Source organism: Chryseobacterium sp. UYP7, from assembly GCF_056279225.1.
Genome location: NZ_JBWBQW010000011.1, coordinates 37,712 through 56,960, shown reverse-complemented (window position 1 = coordinate 56,960; position 19,249 = coordinate 37,712). Strand labels below are relative to the sequence as shown.

Annotated in this window: 16 protein-coding genes; 11 read left to right on the top strand and 5 right to left on the bottom strand. The window is 35.2% G+C overall.

The features are described 5' to 3' along the window. Positions 1–440: 440 nt before the first annotated feature. The gene (locus ACZ9HT_RS16660) at positions 441–977 is read right to left on the bottom strand and encodes a hypothetical protein (protein ID WP_476041632.1); all 537 of its coding nucleotides are present in this window, start codon (positions 975–977) and stop codon (positions 441–443) included. Positions 978–1,125: 148 nt separating this feature from the next. Further along, positions 1,126–1,410, bottom strand: coding sequence for a helix-turn-helix transcriptional regulator (locus ACZ9HT_RS16655; protein ID WP_476041631.1), 285 nt, complete (start codon positions 1,408–1,410; stop codon positions 1,126–1,128). A 630-nt stretch (positions 1,411–2,040) separates the two neighbouring features. Between ACZ9HT_RS16655 and ACZ9HT_RS16650 the strand changes: the two genes are divergently transcribed. Genes ACZ9HT_RS16650 through ACZ9HT_RS16640 form a run of 3 tightly spaced genes read left to right on the top strand, consistent with a single transcriptional unit; the run spans position 2,041 to position 8,915 of the window. Then, positions 2,041–5,052, top strand: a complete 3,012-nt coding sequence (locus ACZ9HT_RS16650; protein WP_476041630.1) for a SusC/RagA family TonB-linked outer membrane protein — start codon at positions 2,041–2,043, stop codon at positions 5,050–5,052. A gap of 10 nt (positions 5,053–5,062) precedes the next feature. After that, complete coding sequence (locus ACZ9HT_RS16645) at positions 5,063–6,541, top strand: RagB/SusD family nutrient uptake outer membrane protein (RefSeq protein ID WP_476041629.1); 1,479 nt, start codon at positions 5,063–5,065, stop codon at positions 6,539–6,541. Then, the gene (locus ACZ9HT_RS16640; protein WP_476041628.1) at positions 6,450–8,915 is read left to right on the top strand and encodes an alpha/beta hydrolase family protein; all 2,466 of its coding nucleotides are present in this window, start codon (positions 6,450–6,452) and stop codon (positions 8,913–8,915) included. The genes ACZ9HT_RS16645 and ACZ9HT_RS16640 overlap by 92 nt, the downstream gene beginning before the upstream one ends. Before the next feature lie 35 nt (positions 8,916–8,950). Here ACZ9HT_RS16640 and ACZ9HT_RS16635 read toward each other — a convergent pair whose 3' ends face one another. The 3 genes from ACZ9HT_RS16635 to ACZ9HT_RS16625 all read right to left on the bottom strand — a co-directional run bounded on the left by ACZ9HT_RS16635 (position 8,951) and on the right by ACZ9HT_RS16625 (position 11,237). After that, positions 8,951–9,229, bottom strand: coding sequence for a DUF6520 family protein (locus ACZ9HT_RS16635; RefSeq protein ID WP_476041627.1), 279 nt, complete (start codon positions 9,227–9,229; stop codon positions 8,951–8,953). 23 nt (positions 9,230–9,252) lie between these two features. Then, positions 9,253–10,767: a MauE/DoxX family redox-associated membrane protein gene (locus ACZ9HT_RS16630; protein ID WP_476041626.1), complete on the bottom strand. Its 1,515-nt coding sequence runs from the start codon at positions 10,765–10,767 to the stop codon at positions 9,253–9,255. 218 nt (positions 10,768–10,985) lie between these two features. Continuing rightward, entirely contained in the window at positions 10,986–11,237 is a 252-nt protein-coding gene (locus tag ACZ9HT_RS16625; RefSeq protein WP_476041625.1) for a hypothetical protein, read from the bottom strand. A gap of 361 nt (positions 11,238–11,598) precedes the next feature. Between ACZ9HT_RS16625 and ACZ9HT_RS16620 the strand changes: the two genes are divergently transcribed. From ACZ9HT_RS16620 to ACZ9HT_RS16585, 8 genes are all read left to right on the top strand, one after another. Then, a complete protein-coding gene (locus ACZ9HT_RS16620) occupies positions 11,599–13,224 on the top strand; it encodes a hypothetical protein (protein ID WP_476041624.1) in 1,626 nt (541 codons plus the stop codon). Between the two features lie 36 nt (positions 13,225–13,260). Then, the gene (locus ACZ9HT_RS16615; protein WP_476041623.1) at positions 13,261–14,106 is read left to right on the top strand and encodes an RteC domain-containing protein; all 846 of its coding nucleotides are present in this window, start codon (positions 13,261–13,263) and stop codon (positions 14,104–14,106) included. Positions 14,107–14,525: 419 nt separating this feature from the next. After that, positions 14,526–14,789 carry a helix-turn-helix domain-containing protein gene (locus ACZ9HT_RS16610; protein WP_476041622.1) on the top strand — a complete coding sequence of 88 codons (264 nt, stop codon included), beginning with the start codon at positions 14,526–14,528 and terminating at the stop codon, positions 14,787–14,789. A 16-nt stretch (positions 14,790–14,805) separates the two neighbouring features. After that, positions 14,806–15,378, top strand: a complete 573-nt coding sequence (locus ACZ9HT_RS16605) for a hypothetical protein (protein ID WP_476041621.1) — start codon at positions 14,806–14,808, stop codon at positions 15,376–15,378. 20 nt (positions 15,379–15,398) lie between these two features. Next, on the top strand, positions 15,399–15,650 hold the full coding sequence (locus tag ACZ9HT_RS16600) for a DUF3853 family protein (protein WP_476041620.1): 252 nt from the start codon (positions 15,399–15,401) through the stop codon (positions 15,648–15,650). Between the two features lie 2 nt (positions 15,651–15,652). After that, on the top strand, positions 15,653–16,378 hold the full coding sequence (locus tag ACZ9HT_RS16595) for a hypothetical protein (protein ID WP_476041619.1): 726 nt from the start codon (positions 15,653–15,655) through the stop codon (positions 16,376–16,378). Between the two features lie 48 nt (positions 16,379–16,426). Further along, complete coding sequence (locus ACZ9HT_RS16590; protein WP_476041618.1) at positions 16,427–17,524, top strand: hypothetical protein; 1,098 nt, start codon at positions 16,427–16,429, stop codon at positions 17,522–17,524. A 440-nt stretch (positions 17,525–17,964) separates the two neighbouring features. After that, the gene (locus ACZ9HT_RS16585) at positions 17,965–18,807 is read left to right on the top strand and encodes a toprim domain-containing protein (RefSeq protein WP_476041617.1); all 843 of its coding nucleotides are present in this window, start codon (positions 17,965–17,967) and stop codon (positions 18,805–18,807) included. The last annotated feature ends 442 nt before the right edge of the window (positions 18,808–19,249 follow it).

Here is a 19,249-nt window from a genome sequence, read left to right as displayed (position 1 = left end):
TCGTTTTTACCACAAAAAAGAGGTGGTCAATTTAAACCGAATTTACATGGTCACTTTAAACCGAATCTAGGTGGTCAATTAAACCGAACTTTGCAAGTAACTGGTTTTTCACTGCCCAACCAATTCTTTTTCGTTTCTCCGGTGGGAATATTTTCAAAAACATCTTGAATAATTGGTTTGAAATACGCAGGAATAAATATAGTTTTTAGCATTTTGATAATTTAACTTTTGTTATTTTCTTGTAAAAATGACAATTTTGAAAAGAAGCTGAGCCTGAAGAGGGTGGAGTTTTAAGCTATCATTCCAAATATACATAAATAAACTTTTATTTTGAAATACGACATTCATAAAAACAGAAAAATCCCAACTTTCATCAGGACCTTCAATTTTTTGTTGCGGCTCTCATTTTTCCCGCAAACACATTATTAAGTTAAACATTCTCAGTAAAATTTAATTGCATCAAGTCTACTAAATATATCTTTATGTCGAGCATAATCGCAATAGCCAATAAAGTACTGATTTTTAATACAATCTAAAGTAAAATCTTGAAAAATATTTATTTTCTTTCTAAATATTTGAATCTCCTGTCCATAAAGTTTATTTAAGTCTATTTGTGAAAAATCTGGTTTAACTTCTAAATATGCTTCTTCTTTTGGTCTATCAATAAAATGCAAAATTCTTTCTGAATCAGAATCAAAAATTATTTGATAACTTGTAACAAAAGAATCAGGATATTTATCTTTAATTGAGCCTAATATTATTTCATCAATTTTATCTGTGGGAAAACAATTTTGTTTTGGATAGTTTATTAACTGCGTTATTCTGTGTTCATTTGAGTCATCATTATACTTGTAAGAATTGTTTATTTCTCTCTCATACAATATCTGTCCAATTGCAATATCAACTCCATGAGAATTTTTTGAGATGATATTAATTTGCTTAACGATTTTCCAATCATCTGATTCAAGTAACTTCATAGTTGTAGTTTTTTTTAAATTTTGTATTTCTCTCAAATGTATAATACATTTTTTGTACAACTTTATGGATTTCCGTAAAAACAAAAAAATCCAAACTCTCGTCAGGATTAATCTTGTAATGTTCTAGTGCTATTTAGATAACTTATAATTATTTTTTTAATTCTGCAAGCTCTGCATATTCCGCAATATCAAAATTAAAGAATTCCTGCAGAGTCACATTTAGCTCTCTTATAATTACTAATAATGTCTCAAATTCTGGATTGGTGTTTGCGCGTTCCAATTCACCAATTGTCTTTTTTACAAGACCAGTTCTTAATCCTAATTCTTCCTGAGATATAGGTTTTCCAGTATCGGGATTTATAATTTTTTGTCTTAACTCAAAAATCCTATAACCAAGAGCTTTCTTCGCATCAGTAAAAGTTAAATCTTTCATTATTTGTAAAATTCTTGGTTTAGAATTAAATTTTGGGATACTTATAAGTGTCTTTTGTATATTTTTTACTATATTTGTAAAATAAGTTACAGTAATGTAACTTTGCGATACTTCAAAAAATTATAGAAGCTATTCGCTTAGAATCTCGTATCAGAAAACTGGCGTTTTTTATTTACCACGAGAGGATAAGTAGAAGGCTCACGCACTAGGCGTGGGCTCTCTTATTCGTGGTAAAGGTATGCCAGTACCTCTGATGCGGTAAGTAGAGTTCCACGCTGTTTTATTTCCAATGCTGTTCGATATTCTCTCTACACCCTAAGCTGCTTTCTAAAGGTATAATAATAGACTGCACGATACAATGGGGTGTACAACTCATTGCGGCTTTTAAGCTTACACGGGACACAAATTTCATTCATATCAAATTCTTTCCGGTGCCTTGCGGTTACTGATTACAGGACCTCACCAGTCTTTTTCATACCAAAGGGCAACAGGAAAGTTTTATACATCAATGAATCCATCACAATAATTACAAAAAATCACAAAGAAAAAGCCCCTTCCCATCCAGTTTGACGACCTAGGGAAAGAGCAGAATTTAGTAATTAATTTAAAATTAAAAACCTTTACAAAACTATGAAAAAATCCTATTACCATATAGGAGGTATTTTCTTCGGCCTTATGTTAAGTGCTTCCAGCATCAATATAAAGGCGCAGACCCGCACCATTTCCGGTACCATATCCTCATCCGATAAACCGCTTTCAGGAGTGATGATCTCTCAGGAAGGCAGTGATCAGGTTACCACTACCAACGAAAAAGGAACCTACAGATTGGAGGTTACCGCAGAAAATCCCATCCTCATATTCAGACACCCGGAATATGCTGAAAAAAGAATTACGGTCAGCAACCAGTCTGTCATCAATATTAATCTGGAACCAAAAGTTCAGCGAATCGAAGAAGTTATTCTCAACGCAGGCTATTATAAAGTCATTGCTAAGGAAAATACAGGAAGCATTTCCAAAGTCTCTTCCAAAGAAATCGAAAACCAGCCGGTGAATAATGTGTTGTCTGCGCTTCAAGGCAGAATGGCAGGGGTGAATATTACACAGAACAGCGGAAATGCTGGTGGTGGTTTTGATATTCAGATTCGGGGAAGGAACAGTTTGCGAAATCCTCTAAATAGCCTTACTGATGGTAATCAACCACTGTATGTGTTTGACGGAGTGCCACAGGCAGGACAATTGGGTTCTCAGTATTCTACCGGCATATTACCTCTTAATAATATCAATCCCCTTAATGCGATCAATCCTAATGATATCGAAACCATCGAAATCCTCAAAGATGCGGATGCAACCGCAATTTATGGATCACGCGGTGGAAACGGGGTAGTGCTTGTCACCACCAAGAAAGGAAAAGCAACCCCTGTTCGTTTTAACCTGAACACAAGCCAAAGCTTCAGTCAGGTGGCTAGTCAACTCGAAATGATGAATACCGCTCAGTACATTGGTATGCGGAAGGAGGCTTTCGCTAATATGGGGATCACCAATTTGCCCGCCAATGCCTACGATCTAAATGGTAAATGGGATCAGAACCGCTACACGAACTGGCAAGATGAACTTATCGGGGGCACCGCAGAAAACTCAAATATTCAGCTTTCTGTATCAGGAGGTTCTGAGCGAAACAGTTTCTCCGTCAGTACTTCCCATCAGGATCAAACGTCTGTATTTCCGGGTGATCATCATTACAAAATGAATACTTTTTCAGGCAACTATTCCCACCGTTCTGCGGATCAGCGCTTTTCCTTAGCGCTTTCTAATTTGTTTTCAACAATCAGCAATAATACTCTGAATACGGACTATACGAACAGGGCTCTGAACTTAGCGCCAAATGCGCCTGCGCTCTATGATGCCACAGGAAACCTGAACTGGCAGAGCAACACTTTTAATAATCCGCTTGCTCAGTTGAACGCGACCTATTCCAACAAGACGAGGCAGATGAGTCAAAATCTGAACACAAGTTATCGGATAGGAGGAGATTTTACCTTAAAGCTCAATGCCGGACTCAACGTTCAGGATCTGGAAGAGTATTCGCTTTTACCCAATACCATTTATAATCCTGCTTTTCCGGTGGGAAGCAGCCCGGCTTATTCCAATGCTTACCGAACAGAAAGTTCAGTTTTCTCCTATCTCGTCGAACCGCAGGTGAACTGGCTGAAAAAGAAAGGAAGATCTGAATTCAACGTTTTAGCCGGGTTCACTTTTCAGGAAAGTGTTACGAAGTCTTCTTCTATTTCGGGACAGGGCTTCACCAGTAATTCGCTCCTTTATAATATTGCTTCTGCAACAACGGTGACCACTTCTCCTTTTTCGGAAATACAGTACCGCTATGCCGCTGCGTTTGCAAGAGCCAATTATCAGTTTGATAGTAAATACATTCTTAATTTGACGGCACGCCGTGACGGATCGAGCCGCTTTGGTCCCAATAACCGCTTTGCAAATTTCGGTGCAATTGGTGCAGCGTGGATCTTATCAAAGGAAAATTTCCTGAAGGACAGGTCTTGGTTATCTTTTGCAAAGTTACGCGGTAGTTACGGCTTAACGGGAAGTGATGCCATAGGGGATTTTGAATTTACGGATACCTATACCGCTGGATATTATTCTTACAACGGGATTCCGGGATTGTATCCATCTAGGCTCTATAACCCAGACTTTTCCTGGGAAAAGACCAAAAAATTGGAAGCTGCCCTGGAACTTGCATTTCTTGATAACCGCATCCAGTTGACCAGTGCCTGGTACCGCAACCGTTCTTCCAATCAGTTGGTCGGAATTCCTTTGCCGTCGATGACAGGATTTTCGTCTTTTCTTGGAAATCTGGGAGCCACGGTTGAAAATTGGGGCTTCGAACTGGAACTGAGTGGAAGTCCGCTTAAATCAAAGAACTGGGAGTGGACGAGTGCCTTTAATATCAGCCTTCCGAAAAATGAGCTGATCGCTTTTCCGGGGCTGGAAACATCTACTTATGCTAATCGATATGTAATCGGGGAGTCCATCAATGCGGTTAAAGTTTTTCAGTATGAGGGAATCGATCAGCAAACCGGTGAATACCAGTTTACTGATTTTAATAATGACGGTAAAATTACCACCACAGAGGATGCTAAAGCCATACGGACTTTGGGACCTGTCTATTTTGGAGGTTGGCAGAATACGCTTCGCTACGGGCAATTCAACTTGTCTGTTCTTTTTCAGTTTGTGAAACAGGACGGTTACAATTACTTCCGAACCATGAATGCGCCGGGCTTAATGTTGAACCAGCCCGTGGAATTTCTTAATGTTTGGTCAGCAGATAATCCAAACGGTATTGTCATGCCTTATACAACAGGTGGGGATGATGTCACCAACATATTGACGGAGCATCTGAAAAACAGTACGGCTGCCGTCGGAGATGCCTCCTTCGTCCGTTTGAAAAATGTCCAGGTGAACTACGAAATCCCTTTGAAGAATTCGCTGGTGAGCAAGGCACAGGTTTATGTACAGGGTCAAAACCTCTGGACCTGGACTAAATATTTTGGGCTCGATCCTGAGTTCGTAACCTCTGGATTTCTTCCACCTTTAAAAACCCTTTCCGTAGGGGTACAATTAACTTTTTAAATATAGAATCATGAAATTACCTTTTTTTTATATATGCCTTGCTGGCAGTGCTATTATGATGTCGGGCCTTTTAAGTTCCTGCGATAATCTTCTTGATGTCCGGTCACCCATCGACCAGATCAACTCGGCACAGGTGTTTGAATCAACGAGCACGGCTGATGCTGCCCTGAGTAATTTATATGCAGAGTTGCAGTATTATTCATTGCTTAATGGCGGATCGGGGAGTGCGGGTGCTCTTTTGGGAACGTATACCGATGAACTGATCAGTTATGACGAATATAACAACGATGCGGATCGTGATCTTTATAATAATGTGCAACAGGCATCGAACACGAGCATTAAGACTTTTTGGAGCAATGCATATAAAGAAGTTTATCTGGCCAACAGTATTCTGGAAGGTGTAGAAGGCAGCACTGCGATACCTGAAAATGATAAAAAAAGAATCAGGGGGGAAGCGCTCTTTGTGCGCTCCCTTGTTTTCTATTATTTAACTCAGGCTTTTGGTGACATTCCTTACCCGACATCGACTGATTTTGTCATCAATCAAAGTCTTCCGAAAATGCCGGAATCTCAGATTTTAGCGGTGCTTAAGGATGACCTGAAGGAAGCAGTATCTCTATTAAATGATCAGTACACCAATCCGGAGCGTATTTATCCAAACCGGAAAACAGCTCAGCTTTTTTTAGCCACGGTATTGATGACGCAAAAAAAAGATGCTGAAGCGGAACCGCTTCTGAAAGAAATTGTTCAGAACTCCATGTATGTCTGGGAAGGGGATCTTTCTAAAACGTTTAAGAAAAATGGAAAACATATCATGTGGCAACTTAAACCGCTGAATGCAGGCGATGCAACAAACGAGGCGGTGCTCTACTATTTTGAGGATGCCCTTCCATATACTTACACGCTTTCCAATACGCTTTATAATTCATTTGCTTCCAACGATCTGAGAAGAACACAGTGGATTAAAGCGCTTACTATCGACCAGGCTACTTATTACCGATCCGACAAATATGTGAATACCATTGGAAATAGTGATGAATACTCCATTGTATTTCGATTAGAGGAAGCGTACCTGCTTCTTGCTGAGGCTTTGGTAAACCAAAATAAACTGGGTGAAGCGCTTCCGTATCTGAATGCAGTTAAAGAAAAAGCAGGAATTGAGCTCTCTCCAGCTGGTTCCTCCAAAGAGCAATTGGTGAAAGCTCTTATAGATGAAAACAGAAAGGAGTTTTTTACAGAACGGGGTATCCGATTTTTAAGCCTGAAGAGAGCAGGAAGGTTGAATGACTTGTTGCCATCCAAGCCAAACTGGAAAGACTACCACCTGGTGTGGCCGATTCCGAGAACTGAATTATTATTGAATGCAAACCTAAACCCCCAAAATAATGGTTATAAAATTGAACTACATTTTTACATTACTGTCTACCTTTTTTCTTTATGTTTCAACATCTGCGCAGAAAAGTGGTCTGTCAGCAAACAGCCCATTTGAAAGCCATACCTACGAAGTGCTTTGGACCGTAGTGTCGCCTGATATGAAATACCTCACCTTTCAGAAAGATTATGGTCCTTCATCTGACACTTTGGCTTTGGTGTCTCCCAAACAGCCGGGGCGAATTCTTTTTCAAACTCCTAATGTGTATCCTATTTCCGTAAAGTTCTCTAAAAAAGGGCATGTTTTCATGAGCGGTTCTTCTTCAGCAAAATTGCTTAAACTTCCTGATCTTACTCCGCTGGTCTGGAATGGAATTAAAACTGCTTTTTTTATGGAGGGCTATAATAAGATTGCAATTTTAAAAGAAGGAACTTTTAAAATCTATAATGAAGATGGTATTTTGGAACAGGAAATAGGGGATATCCTCAAATTAGAACAAAAAGACCAACGGATTTTTTACACCCAGAAAAGTGGTAACAATAATGTACTGATGGAATGGACGCCCAGCGCTCAAAAGGAAGTATTCTCGGAACATGATGTATCATATCATATCTCTTATCTCAAAGATCATATTTCTTTTATTAGAATCTCAAAAGAAGGGCAGAACAATTCTGATATTTTCTTTGTCGATTCATCTATTCAGAAAAAAATAAAAGTGGAAAATGCTGCGTTAAAAGCACTTCAAAATATAGCAGCTGTTTCTAAACTGAACGACGGGAGATATTTACTAACACTTAACATTAATGAACCGGTTGTTAAAAAAAAATCTGATGTGGACATTTGGTACGGCAATGATAACAACCTGGAGAAGAAATTCTTTCCTAAAGAAGCCCTTCACTACATCATCTGGAACCCTGAAAACAGCGAAATGCAAATATTGGATCATCAAAGATTCGATAAACAAACTGATCCAGGAAACGGTCGCTACTTAGTTGCTGTCAACAATTTTCTACATCAAAATTACTTTAAGCAAGAAATCGAGTATGAAATGTACCGTTACGATACATTATCGGGGAACTATGATTTTTTAGGCAGTGCAGGGCGTAATAAAATTTTTGATTATCAGGGCAAATATGTTTTGTCCCCGAATAATAAAAATTGGGTGCTTTTTAATATTGAAACAAAGGAACAAAAAGTAATTCCCTTAGAAAGTTCATATCACGCGTACTTCAGCAAATCGGGAGACCGAATTTTGTTTCCGGGAAAGGATTTTTTAGTTGAATATAATATTGCTGAATCAAAGTTGAAGAGCCTCCCTGTCGGTCTTAATAATGAATCTATAATTGTGAATGGTAAAAGTGAGATGGCGGGATTTGATGGTTATTACAGCCGGAGATACTATGATGATAAAAAACCACTTCTTCTTAAAATTAGAGATGATAAAACATTGATTGAATCTTACAGTATTTATCAGGATTCTAAATTGAAGCCGATCACCAAAAGTTCCACATTTCGTTTGACGCAGCCTATCTTGCTGCCGGACGGAAAATCTTTTTTCTACCTGAAGGAACATTATAATATACCGCCCTCTTTATTGATCAACAGGAAAGGAAAAGAACAAAATGTATATCAAACTAATGTGAACGATCACCGCATTGGTGAATATAGGATGGAAAAAATTTCCTATGCCAATTCTAAAGGGGTACCACTTACAGGGCTGCTTTATTATCCTCGTAAATATGAAAACGATATAAAGTACCCCATGATCGTGGGAATTTATGAAATTATGAGTCATCACTATAACCGCTATCTACTGGATGGTTTTAAAGGATTACAAACAGAGGGGATGAATATCAGATATTATCTTGATCGTGGATATTTTGTCTTTCTACCTGATATTGAATATGATGAACGAGGACCCGGAAGATCTGCCTTAGATGCGGTAGAATCGTCGCTCAAAGCCCTTGAAGGAAAAATTGGAATTAATTTTGAAAAGCTTGGACTTTTGGGGCATTCACACGGCGGTTATCAAACGAATTTTATTGCGACTCAAAGCAAGAGATTTGCAGCTTATGTTGGGGGTGCCGGCAATGCTGACTTAGTGCGTTCATACCATTCTTTTAATTATGACTATTCAATACCATTCTTTTGGCAGTTTGAAGAACAACAGTACAGGATTTACAAATCATTTGCTGAAGCGAAGAATTTATATATTGACAATAGTCCCGTTTACCATGCTGAAAAAGTCAGCAGTCCCATATTGCTTTGGACCGGAACAAAAGATGAAAATATTGAATGGGAGCAGACCATGGAGTTTTATCTCAGTCTGAGAAGAAATAGCAAAAAAGTGATTGCCCTTTTTTATGAAGACGAGGGACATAATATGATCAAAGAACGGAATCGGGAGGATTTATATGTTAAGATTTCTGACTGGTTTGATTATCACCTCAAAGGGGAGAAGAAAAATTGGATCGAAAAAATGAACGAATAAAAAAAGGATGCCAATCGGCATCCCTTTTTTTTAAGTTATTTTACAACTCTTTCTTTCAGAACAGTAGGACAACTTGATCCATTCAGTTCATAGAGTGGTTCTGTGCCCATTCCAACATTACCTGTGCAGGTAATAAATCCCTGTGTATCGCACAGTTTATTGGATGCAATACATTGGGGATTTTCTCCCGCGTGGAAAGCATATCCAGGGCGCGGTGCTTTTGAATCGTCTTTTGCAGCATGTGTAGCAAAAGCACTTCCTGTTCCAGCCAAGACCATTACAGCCGGCAATAAGAACTTTTTAAAATTGTTCATGATAAATATATTTGATGTGCTGCCTACTCTTTAAAGGGTTTTCGGCTTCTCCCTTGAATGAAATTCTCAGTCAGCGTCTGCGCACAACGATAACGTACAATCTCATTACCCGACAGTATATAAAAATAATCATCGGTCATCATCATCTGAAACATTTTATTTGCTCCGCGATGCGGAACATAAAAGCTGCCCCAGTATTCTGCGGTGCTGGTGTTGTAGACATCAACAACTGCATTTTTTTTCCATAAGTCTTTTGGCTCATGACGTCCCATCAGGTTGGCCTCATTGAAGATCAAACCTCGATGTACAATCATATTCCTGTTTACCAATTGTGAAGGTTTGTTCATTTTTGTCCGACCGTCTTTGAGCGTGATTATATCAAGATTAGCTTCAGTAAAAGGATCTATGGTTTTCATTTGTTTGGTAACCTTCAAATCTTGGTTGATTTTTAAAATCTGGTTCCTGTAAAAGAAGAGATAATATGCGTCACCCAGACCTTGATCAAATAGTAATTTACCGTCCGCATCAAAACCACCATCTGCCTTTTTTGTTAGTACAGAATTACTGATTTTGATCTTTTGATTTTCTTTGGGCGAGAGGTATGCAAGTCCCAACCTTTTGGACGCAAAATCTTCAATTCGCACATAGTACTGAGATTTGTTAACCGGGGCGAGTTCATCAAAATAGATGTCATTCCTGCTCACAGCTTTCAAGGGTTTTGATATCGAATCTAATTCAACAGTGTAAATAACTGGAACCGAACCGTCATACGCGAAAAGTATCTTTAACTGGAGAACATAACGGAGATTTTTAAAAATCACCCCCGATTCTGCATTCAGGTTAATGGTATCCATTTTCTTAAACTGAGAATCAAGCTTGTAAATTCTGAACGGACTGCTTGGATTTCCTAAGTATACATTCCCGCTTTCAGTCCCTACAAAATAAAATGAATTGACTTTTAAATCGTAGGATTTATCTTCGGTAATGGGATGATGAGGAAAACGTCTTGTAAAATTATTTTCCTTCTTCATGATATGCTCTGATGAGAGAAATAATCCAATCATTCCAAAGACAGGTATAATTGTCAGATAAGTAATATATCTTAACGATTTTTTCCAGCTCCCTGATCTTCTTAATGATAAGAAAGTTGCAAAACCTGCTGCGAGCACGCAAATAAAATTAAATATGAGGTGCTCTGTCCAGCCCATTTTTTCCAGGATTCCTCCACATGAGCATGGAATGAAGTCACTGAATTTCAGGACCAGTATGATGTAGACTGTAAATGCCCACATGATAGCGAAAGAAGATGCAATGCCGAAAATTCTAGTTTTGGGGATCGCCAGGAAAATACAAATCAATACTTCGGTAACGATTACTCCGTAGGATATAATTCCGGCATATGCGCTTAAAAGTGGCGACTGTGCCAATTGAACCTGAAAGTTTTCAAAATCCATTACTTTACTTAATCCTGCATAACAAAATAGTAAGATGAAGAAGTAGCTTATGTAATCTGCAAATCTGCTTTTAGTCGTTTCCATTCTGCTGTTTTTATTTATCCTTTTTTTAGTAAGATCCACTTCACTTTTTTTCCACAATATGCAGGCATTAATTCCCCTTTTGATACGTAAACTATAGTGCTGAGACGACCCTCTGTTTCCCATTCGCCACTATGCGAACATTTCCTCCCTGTGTGCAAAAATATTTTTTGGTTATCCATTCTCGTGTATGTCTTGTCATGAATTTTCACCAGTAATAATTAAGATTTAATGAGCATCCGCCAGTGTTGTTTGTCTCTTTCAGGCTCGTCATCACCTCCTGGTTCGACATTGGCAGGATAACCTTCATCATATACAGGATCTGCCTGATGAATCGAATCTGATTTACTTTGAATTTCACGTTTCATTTTTTCTGAATTTTGCAGATTTCGATCTTTTTCTATTTCAGATCTTTCACATGACAACATCATAAATGCTGTCGCAATAGTTAAAAGTGATATATACTTTTTCATAATTTTTAATTAATGGTTTTTAAAAAAGTTATACCGGCCGGTTATGAGTAGAATTCTGAAATCGAAATTAGGAGGATTACGAATCGGAAAAAAGCTTTTGATGGGTGAATGGACCCAAAATGGGTAAAAATTGGTACATCCATCCCGTTGTTTTTAGTATTTACTATCTTGTTAATCAACTGCTTAAAATTTAAAAATAGCCCATTATTACTAGTCGTACAGGGAATTGAGCTTTTTTAGTTAAATTTGACCATAACGTAATATTATGCCTCATCATAGTCGTATTTTAATGATTTTCTTCATCCTGTTTTTGACTTTTTTTAAGAGTCAGGCGTTACAATACGATTCCTATAAGAAAATTTTGGGTTTTATTAATTCGTATGAGGAAAATGACGAAAGAGCAATCGGGTATGTCAAAATGTATATTTCCAAAGCCAAAAGAGAAAATGATCTTAAGAGATTAATAAAAGGATATGAGCATGCAATCTATTCTACGGGTGATGTTGAACGTAAATTAATCTACGCTGATAGTGCCATCGCTACTGCGATTCATTCAAAAATAGAAGATCAGATATCACGGTCCTATATGGGAAAGGGAATTATTTACTATTACAACCGCCGACAATATAAACAAGCACTTGATCTCTATTTGACGGCTTTTAAATTCTCAAAAAATTCTAAAGATGGTTACCTGAAAAATAAAATAGTTTATCATTTGGGAATGGTGAAAAGTTATTTGGGCTATTATGAGGAGGCTGCAGCGCATTTTGAACAAACCGCTGACTTTTTTGAGGCGAATACGCTAAGTAAATTGCATCCCAATCAAATTATAGATAATGAATCAGGATATTACAACAGCATTTATCGCTTAAGTTCCTGTTATAAAAATCTTAATCTTTCTAATAAAGAAGACTCTTTAATAAGTATGGGACTTAATAGACTTCAAAATACAAATATGCATCCTTTAGCATATGGATATTTTCAGAAAGGGAAAGGTGTTCAACTTCTCAGAAAGGGCAGGAGTGAAGAAGCTTTATCTTATTTTACCGCTGCGGAGGAAATTTTGGATCATGAACAGGATTATGCCTCACTCACTATCGTTTACTTTTATATGGGTAAACTCTTTATCATGAAAAATAAAAGAACTGAAGCCTTGTTCTATTTTAACAAGGTTGATGCTTTTGTTAATAAATTTTGGTTTGTCACTCCGGAAATCCGGTCTAATTATGAGTATCTAATTAATGACGCGAAAGCTCATGACAAGACCGAAAAACAACTTTACTACACGAATCAGCTCTTAAAAACGGACTCCATAATTAATGCGGATTTTGCAATGTTATCCGGAAAAATGTACCGTCAGTATGACAAGGAAACCTTGCTCAATGATAAAAATAAATTAATAAGTGAACTGAACTTTAATGTAAAAATTTTATATTTTGCTATTGGCATCTCTGTATTAATTCTATTTCTTTTAATTTACAGATCCAGTAAAAGAGAAAAAAAACTTTCTGGTAAGTATCAAGCCATTTTGGAAAAATACCGAACCTCCATGAACGCAGATGAAATTGATCAGTTAGAAGTACAAAAAAGTCCGGAGAAAAATCTTTATAGCGAGGAGGTTACAGATAAAATTAAGCTTAACCTAAAAATGTTCGAGAAAAAGAAACTTTTTCTTAAACCGAATTTGACCATTCCAATAGTCGCTAAAATGATCGGTACTAATAGGACCCATTTGTCTTACGTTCTTAATGAGCAAATGCAGATCAGCTTTCCAAGCTATCTTAAAAGCCTTCGAATTCAATATATTACAAAACAATTAATGGAAGATAAAAAGTATCTGAATTATAAAATGGACACTTTAGCGAAAGAATGTGGAATTTTGAACAGACAGCTTTTTGCTATCCATTTTCTGGACATTAACGGCATTCGTCCTATGGATTTTATCAGAAAAAGAAGGGAGGAACTGGAAAAGTCTTCGCAAAAGTGATTTTTTTATTCGATTTTTACTGCTAAAATTAGCATTATGACAGGAATAACTTTTAGAAAAAAAGTTGATGAGATTTGGAAGATCTTAACATTGGCGATAGATCAAATTAATAGAAACGACACAGAAATTGTTCTTCGATGCGAGGAAATTTTAATGGAGACCGATATCGCCATCAGGAATCTAAAAACTATTTTACAACAGTACAAATTTTCTGACTGGAGTGAAGAGATCAGTTTCTTCAAAAATACCAAGCCAAAATTTGTAGCTATTTATATCTATTATTCAAATATTTTAGCGATCGAATCATCCAAACCTTATTCAGATCCTCAGATTATTAAGGATTATTACGGAAAAGAAAGAGCAAACCTCTTATTTTTTTATAATGAACAGCGGGAATTTATTAGTTATTTTAGAAGGAATTCGACCTATTTAGATAAAAAATATTTTGTTCGTTTTAAATTTGATTTTAAATTAAAACTAAGTGCTGAGATGTATAGCTATGATGAAGAGTTTTCGACTTCGCACGATCATATTGTCTCGCAAATTTTGGCTAATGATATGCTGGATCAGTATTTGTCACAGAAGATCGATTCAAAAGAAACTGTCGGAAATTCTTTGGTAGAGAATAATAACATTGAATGGACGGCACCCAAAACGGCACTGACTGAATTGCTTTATGCACTCTATCAAACAAGATGCTTCAATGGCGGTCAGGCAGATTTAGCCGAAGTTTTTAGATGGGCAGAGAAATCATTAAATATCGATTTGGGTAATTTTCATAAAACCTTAGGCGAAATACGATTAAGAAAAACCGGAAGGACTAAATTTTTGTCGCTGCTTCAGCAAAATTTCAGTCAATATCTGGATGATTTAGATGTATAGTTTTTAAATCATTGTTGTCGAAGTTTTTGAAGTATGTTTAACGTTTAATACTAATCATTTATTTGAAATCTTTCGTTAATATAGAAAAGCTACCAAAAGATATTTCGTGGGATTAATTTGTACAGAGTCAGTCTGCGTCTAAGAAGCCAGTTTATTTCTAAAGATTAATTGTAGAATTAAATAAAAGAGTCTAGTCAATTGAAAAACACTGGCAATAATTAAATAAACTCCTTTTTTTGGCAATAAAAATTCAAAGAGGTTTTATATTTCTATAACCTAGTTATAACATGGACAAACTTTAATTTTTAAAATAATTTATTTATAAGCTTTTTAGAATAATCGTTCGGTAGTACCGAAAAACTACCGAAGGAAATTATGTGTGATTTTGAAAATTTGCTGAATAAAATTATTTTGAAATTATGGCAGTATCTATTATCACCACAGAAGACCTTCAGCAATTTAAAATTGAACTTCTGGAAAGTATCGAAAACTTACTTCAAGGAAAGAAGACAGAGGAAAAATTATGGCTTCGAACCTCTGAGGTTAAAGAGCTTCTTACTATATCTTCAGGAACCTTACAAAACCTAAGAATTAACGGAACCTTGTCTTATAGTAAGATAGGGGGGACGCTGTATTACAATTATAAAGATATCCAGAAACTATTGATGGATTTTAAACATTAATTGTTAATCAGTAATCATGAAGCAATCTAAAAGTATCATCAGTTTTTTTGAACGGGTCATTGAGGATGACCGTTTAAATCCCTCTCATATCAGTATGTACGTTTCTCTGTTCCAATTATGGAGTTTAAACAGGTTTCAAAATCCTTTTCGTATTTGCCGAGGAGAAGTAATGAAGTTAGGTAAAATCAAATCGATCGCTACTTACCATAAGTGCATTAGAGAACTTTGTGATGCGGGACTTATTATTTATTTGCCTAGTTACAACTCCTACAAAGGAAGCTTGATCGAAATTACTGATTTCGAAAGTGAAAAGGCAGATAGAAATAAATTTTTACAAAATCGGAAATTATTAAAAAAAGTAGATGTTCCTTTTTCTGTACCGCTGATTGATGAAGTTGAATTATATTTTACAGAACGTGATCTGCAAGCTGCGGAAGGGGATCAATTTTATTCTTTATATCAATCTTCCAATTGGATGTTGAGTAATAATAAACCCATGAAATGCTGGCAAGCTGCCGCGAGGATTTGGATTTCTAAAGCCGAAAAAGTTCGAAACAAGAACATTCATGATAATCAGATGAATTACTAATTTAAAAGAGCAGCATCAGAGTGAAAAGCATAGATCCTAAAACACCCATTTGGCAGTTAACCGTGGAAGAATTCTTAGAAATTTCTAAAAACCTCAAAACTTATAAAAAATATGAGTATGGTTTGAAAGGATTAGCGAAGATTCTTGGATGCTCCGTGTCGAAGGCTTCGGAAGTTAAATCTTCGGGTATTTTAAATGATGCCATCATACAAAATGGAAATATCATTATTATCGATATAGAAATGGCATTAGAACTTTTTGGAAAAAAATAAGCATGTATTACCTTGAGTTGATAGAACGGTTTTGGAATTTTAACAAAGAAAATCAAATAGGGTCGACAACGATTTCAATGTATCTCTACCTTTTGAAAATTAGTAATGACAACAATCGATACGATTTTAAGGTTTCGGATGTGGAAATTAGTAAGCATTTAGGATTGACAAGGAAAACGGTAAAATATACAAAAGAGAAACTAAGGAGATTTGGTTTAATTCATTATCAAACTAAAAATGGTTTACCTGGATATTACATATTAATTTTAGAATATCCTTTATTGATTACTCACTCTGAAGTTTCGGAAAAGCAACGAATGATAAGTGAGATTATTTCTCAAAAATCTGAACGATTAGAAATTCCATTGCAGATTGTTTTACCGATTCAAGATGTTAGTGAAGACATTCCCAAAATTGTCACTCAAAGCATCAAACCTCAGTATTCAAAAGTATTAAGAACAGCTGTCGATGATATAAATATTCCCACAATTGAAGAATTCATTGATTATGCTCAAACATTAGCAGGTTATGATTCCCAATTAGATTTCAGCATTAAAGAAAAATATGAAAATTGGGTAAATAATAACTGGAAAAATAGTTCAGACAGACCTATTGCCAATTGGAAGTCTTCATTGAAAAGCACTTTGCCTTTTATGAAAAACATCGCGAAAAATACAATACCATCAATTCCTAATATAAAGCGCACTAAGTTTTCAATTGATAAGTAAGAAAATAAAACAGGTAATAAACTGCAAAATAAAACCTAAAAAACGAATATGAACATTCCAGAAAAGGATTTGAAATTAATCCGCAAGGAATTTGAAAAAAAAGAGGGGAGATTTCCTGACAGAATAAGACTGGGAAATAATTTCGTGGACGATTTCATTTTTGAAAATAGTGAGGCGGCAGATATTCCGATCAATGCACTTCGAGTAATTTTCAATATCGTTTCAATTATTAGTAATGAGCAGTTTCGACCGGAAGACCGTCCGAAACAACTGACTTTATTCGATGAAGAATTTGAAACAGAAAACAACACTTTTGCTTCTATAAAAATTAGGAACAGTAAAATATCGCCAAGTGGTTCTACAAAACAAGTCATAGATGCGTATGAGTTTTTGGCTAAATTCAAAATGAGTTGGTACAAATCGCTTAATTCGAAAGGTAGAGAAATTAAAACTTTTGGTGGACTTATTTCTACGCCAAGTTACGACCACAGAGGTTATACTTCATTTTTGATAAGCAGTTATTGGTTGAAAAAACTTATGGTCATTCCTGAATACAATTACATCCTTTACAATCTGGTGTATAACATCAAAAATAATAAACATATCATTTTTGTAATATGGCTTTCTAAATTACCTGAAAATGGAACGGTTTTAAAGCTTTCTACGTTGAATAAGAAATTCAAGTTGAATTATAAAACAGCCAATGATTTTTGCTTTAAATTTTTAAAATCTGTGAGAATCAGTCTTGATAAATTCAATAATTTATCTTTTAATTATAAATATGAAAGGGATCATATTTTCATCATTCCTTATCATACCAAAACGATTCTGGATGATACTTTATCCATAGATACACAAGATCGATTGGAAATTACCCGAAGATTAATTTATTTCAGAAAAAGGTATGGTTTACAGGAAAATGAAATGCTTCAGTTTTCTCATCAATACCGCAACATTCCACAAACTAGAGTGTTAATCGACCAATCTTTCAAAGAGTTTATCAGAATAAATCGACGAACAGGAATTAAATCTACAAATTTTCAGGGAAAAATGTTTTTGAATGAAATTCAGGAAAGAATAATAGAAAAGTACAGAAATACGAAAATGGGAGCGTTGATTCCGAATGGTTATCCAATTATTATTTGAATTCGGATTCGCACTCATTTCATTTCGGAATTGTACTCATTCAGAATTCGGAATTGCACTCGCTGAAGTTGAGGTAGTGTTAAAATAAATGGAAACAGGATCTGGTTTTCGGAATTGCACTCGTTTCAAAATTTTAAAATCATTCTAACTCTGGATAACGAAGTGAAATTACGACTAACCACAATTATTGCAGAAAAAAAAATATTTGTATTCGGAATTGTACTCATTCCAAAAAAGGCGGGTTGTCGGATTTGTACTCATTTCAATTACGGATTTGCACTCATCTATAATTCGGAATTGCACTCATTCTAAATTGCTACAAAACCACTTTGCATAAAGAGTATCAGCCATTACTAAAAGTATATCAAAAAGTAATTAAAAAGTCTTTTTTATTAAAAAGGAAAATGGGGATAAGAAATTTGCTTTAAAAAAGAAAAAAAATGAATTGCGAAAAAATAAAAGAGAAAGTGAGCATAAGAATGGTTTTAGAATCATTCAATCTTTTTCCTGTGAAAGAAAACAATAAAACTGCATTTTATTTTGCATTGGACAGAGTTGAGGTATTCCCCAGTTTTTCAATTGATTTTGTTAAAAATACGGGATTTGATTTCGGAACAGGAAAAAGTTATGATATTATTTCAATTGTTCAGCAGATGAAAAAATGTTCAGTTTCAGAAGCTTTGAAATACCTTGAAAAATTTGATGTTTCCATTCAGCATCTTAATCATAACGTGGTAATTAATAAAAATAATAGTTATCAAATTCTAAAAATGAATCAAATTGTACATCCTGCATTGATCCAATATTTAGAATTACGAAAAGTCTATGAACAAAAGGATTTAGTAAAAGAAATTCATTATAAACTGAATGGTAAGAACTATTTCGGAATTGGGTTTTACAACAATTCTGGAGGAGTGGAAATCCGAAATAAATATTCTAAAATCTGTCTGGGTAAAAAAGATATTACCATGATTAAAAACCCAGATCATCAGAACAATGAAATTTGTGTTTTCGAAGGATTTTTTGATTACTTAACATTAAAAAATATTGAGAAATCAAAAAATTTAACAACGGATTGCTTGATATTAAATTCTACGGCAATGCTATTTAAAACTGACGAATTATTGAAAAATTACGAAAGAATTTTACTTTTTTTCGACAATGATGAAAATGGGAAATCCGCAAAAGAAATTATCCAGAATAAATATCAAAATGTGGAAGATTGTTCCTTGTTATACAGTGCTTTTAATGATTTGAATGAATGGTTTTGTTGGATGATATAAGGTTTGAAAAAAACACTAATTTTATTGAGCAAAGAAGATTAACAAATTTAAAAACTTCGAATGACTATACAATTAAGTTTTTAGCTTAATTTTTACTGGACGCTAAATTAATAATTCCAATTTTTGAAAATATTGAATCCACCCAATAAAATAAACAAAGTATAATAAATTACAAATGAGACAGAAATTTGAAAAGAAGCTAATTGGTTATGAGTCTTTGTTTTTGATTATTAATTTGAGATTAAATAAATGATTTTGCTGTATACTAATATAGTATTTATAAAAATCTTTGCTATATTTGAAAACTAACATAATAGCGATTGAAGATTCTAAAATGTGGAATTAATGATTCTTTTTTAACATGTCCGCAGAATTTTTTTGATTCGGTAACATTTGAAAGGATGTATATCATATTACGTTAAGAGATTAACTTATCACTTTT

Bases quoted from the DNA above. Each gene is read 5' to 3' on its own strand.
- ACZ9HT_RS16660 (WP_476041632.1), bottom strand. From the start codon at position 977: ATGAAGTTACTTGAATCAGATGATTGGAAAATCGTTAAGCAAATTAAT.
- ACZ9HT_RS16655 (WP_476041631.1), bottom strand. From the start codon at position 1,410: ATGAAAGATTTAACTTTTACTGATGCGAAGAAAGCTCTTGGTTATAGG.
- ACZ9HT_RS16650 (WP_476041630.1), top strand. From the start codon at position 2,041: ATGAAAAAATCCTATTACCATATAGGAGGTATTTTCTTCGGCCTTATG.
- ACZ9HT_RS16645 (WP_476041629.1), top strand. From the start codon at position 5,063: ATGAAATTACCTTTTTTTTATATATGCCTTGCTGGCAGTGCTATTATG.
- ACZ9HT_RS16635 (WP_476041627.1), bottom strand. From the start codon at position 9,229: ATGAACAATTTTAAAAAGTTCTTATTGCCGGCTGTAATGGTCTTGGCT.
- ACZ9HT_RS16630 (WP_476041626.1), bottom strand. From the start codon at position 10,767: ATGGAAACGACTAAAAGCAGATTTGCAGATTACATAAGCTACTTCTTC.
- ACZ9HT_RS16625 (WP_476041625.1), bottom strand. From the start codon at position 11,237: ATGAAAAAGTATATATCACTTTTAACTATTGCGACAGCATTTATGATG.
- ACZ9HT_RS16615 (WP_476041623.1), top strand. From the start codon at position 13,261: ATGACAGGAATAACTTTTAGAAAAAAAGTTGATGAGATTTGGAAGATC.
- ACZ9HT_RS16610 (WP_476041622.1), top strand. From the start codon at position 14,526: ATGGCAGTATCTATTATCACCACAGAAGACCTTCAGCAATTTAAAATT.
- ACZ9HT_RS16605 (WP_476041621.1), top strand. From the start codon at position 14,806: ATGAAGCAATCTAAAAGTATCATCAGTTTTTTTGAACGGGTCATTGAG.
- ACZ9HT_RS16595 (WP_476041619.1), top strand. From the start codon at position 15,653: ATGTATTACCTTGAGTTGATAGAACGGTTTTGGAATTTTAACAAAGAA.
- ACZ9HT_RS16590 (WP_476041618.1), top strand. From the start codon at position 16,427: ATGAACATTCCAGAAAAGGATTTGAAATTAATCCGCAAGGAATTTGAA.
- ACZ9HT_RS16585 (WP_476041617.1), top strand. From the start codon at position 17,965: ATGAATTGCGAAAAAATAAAAGAGAAAGTGAGCATAAGAATGGTTTTA.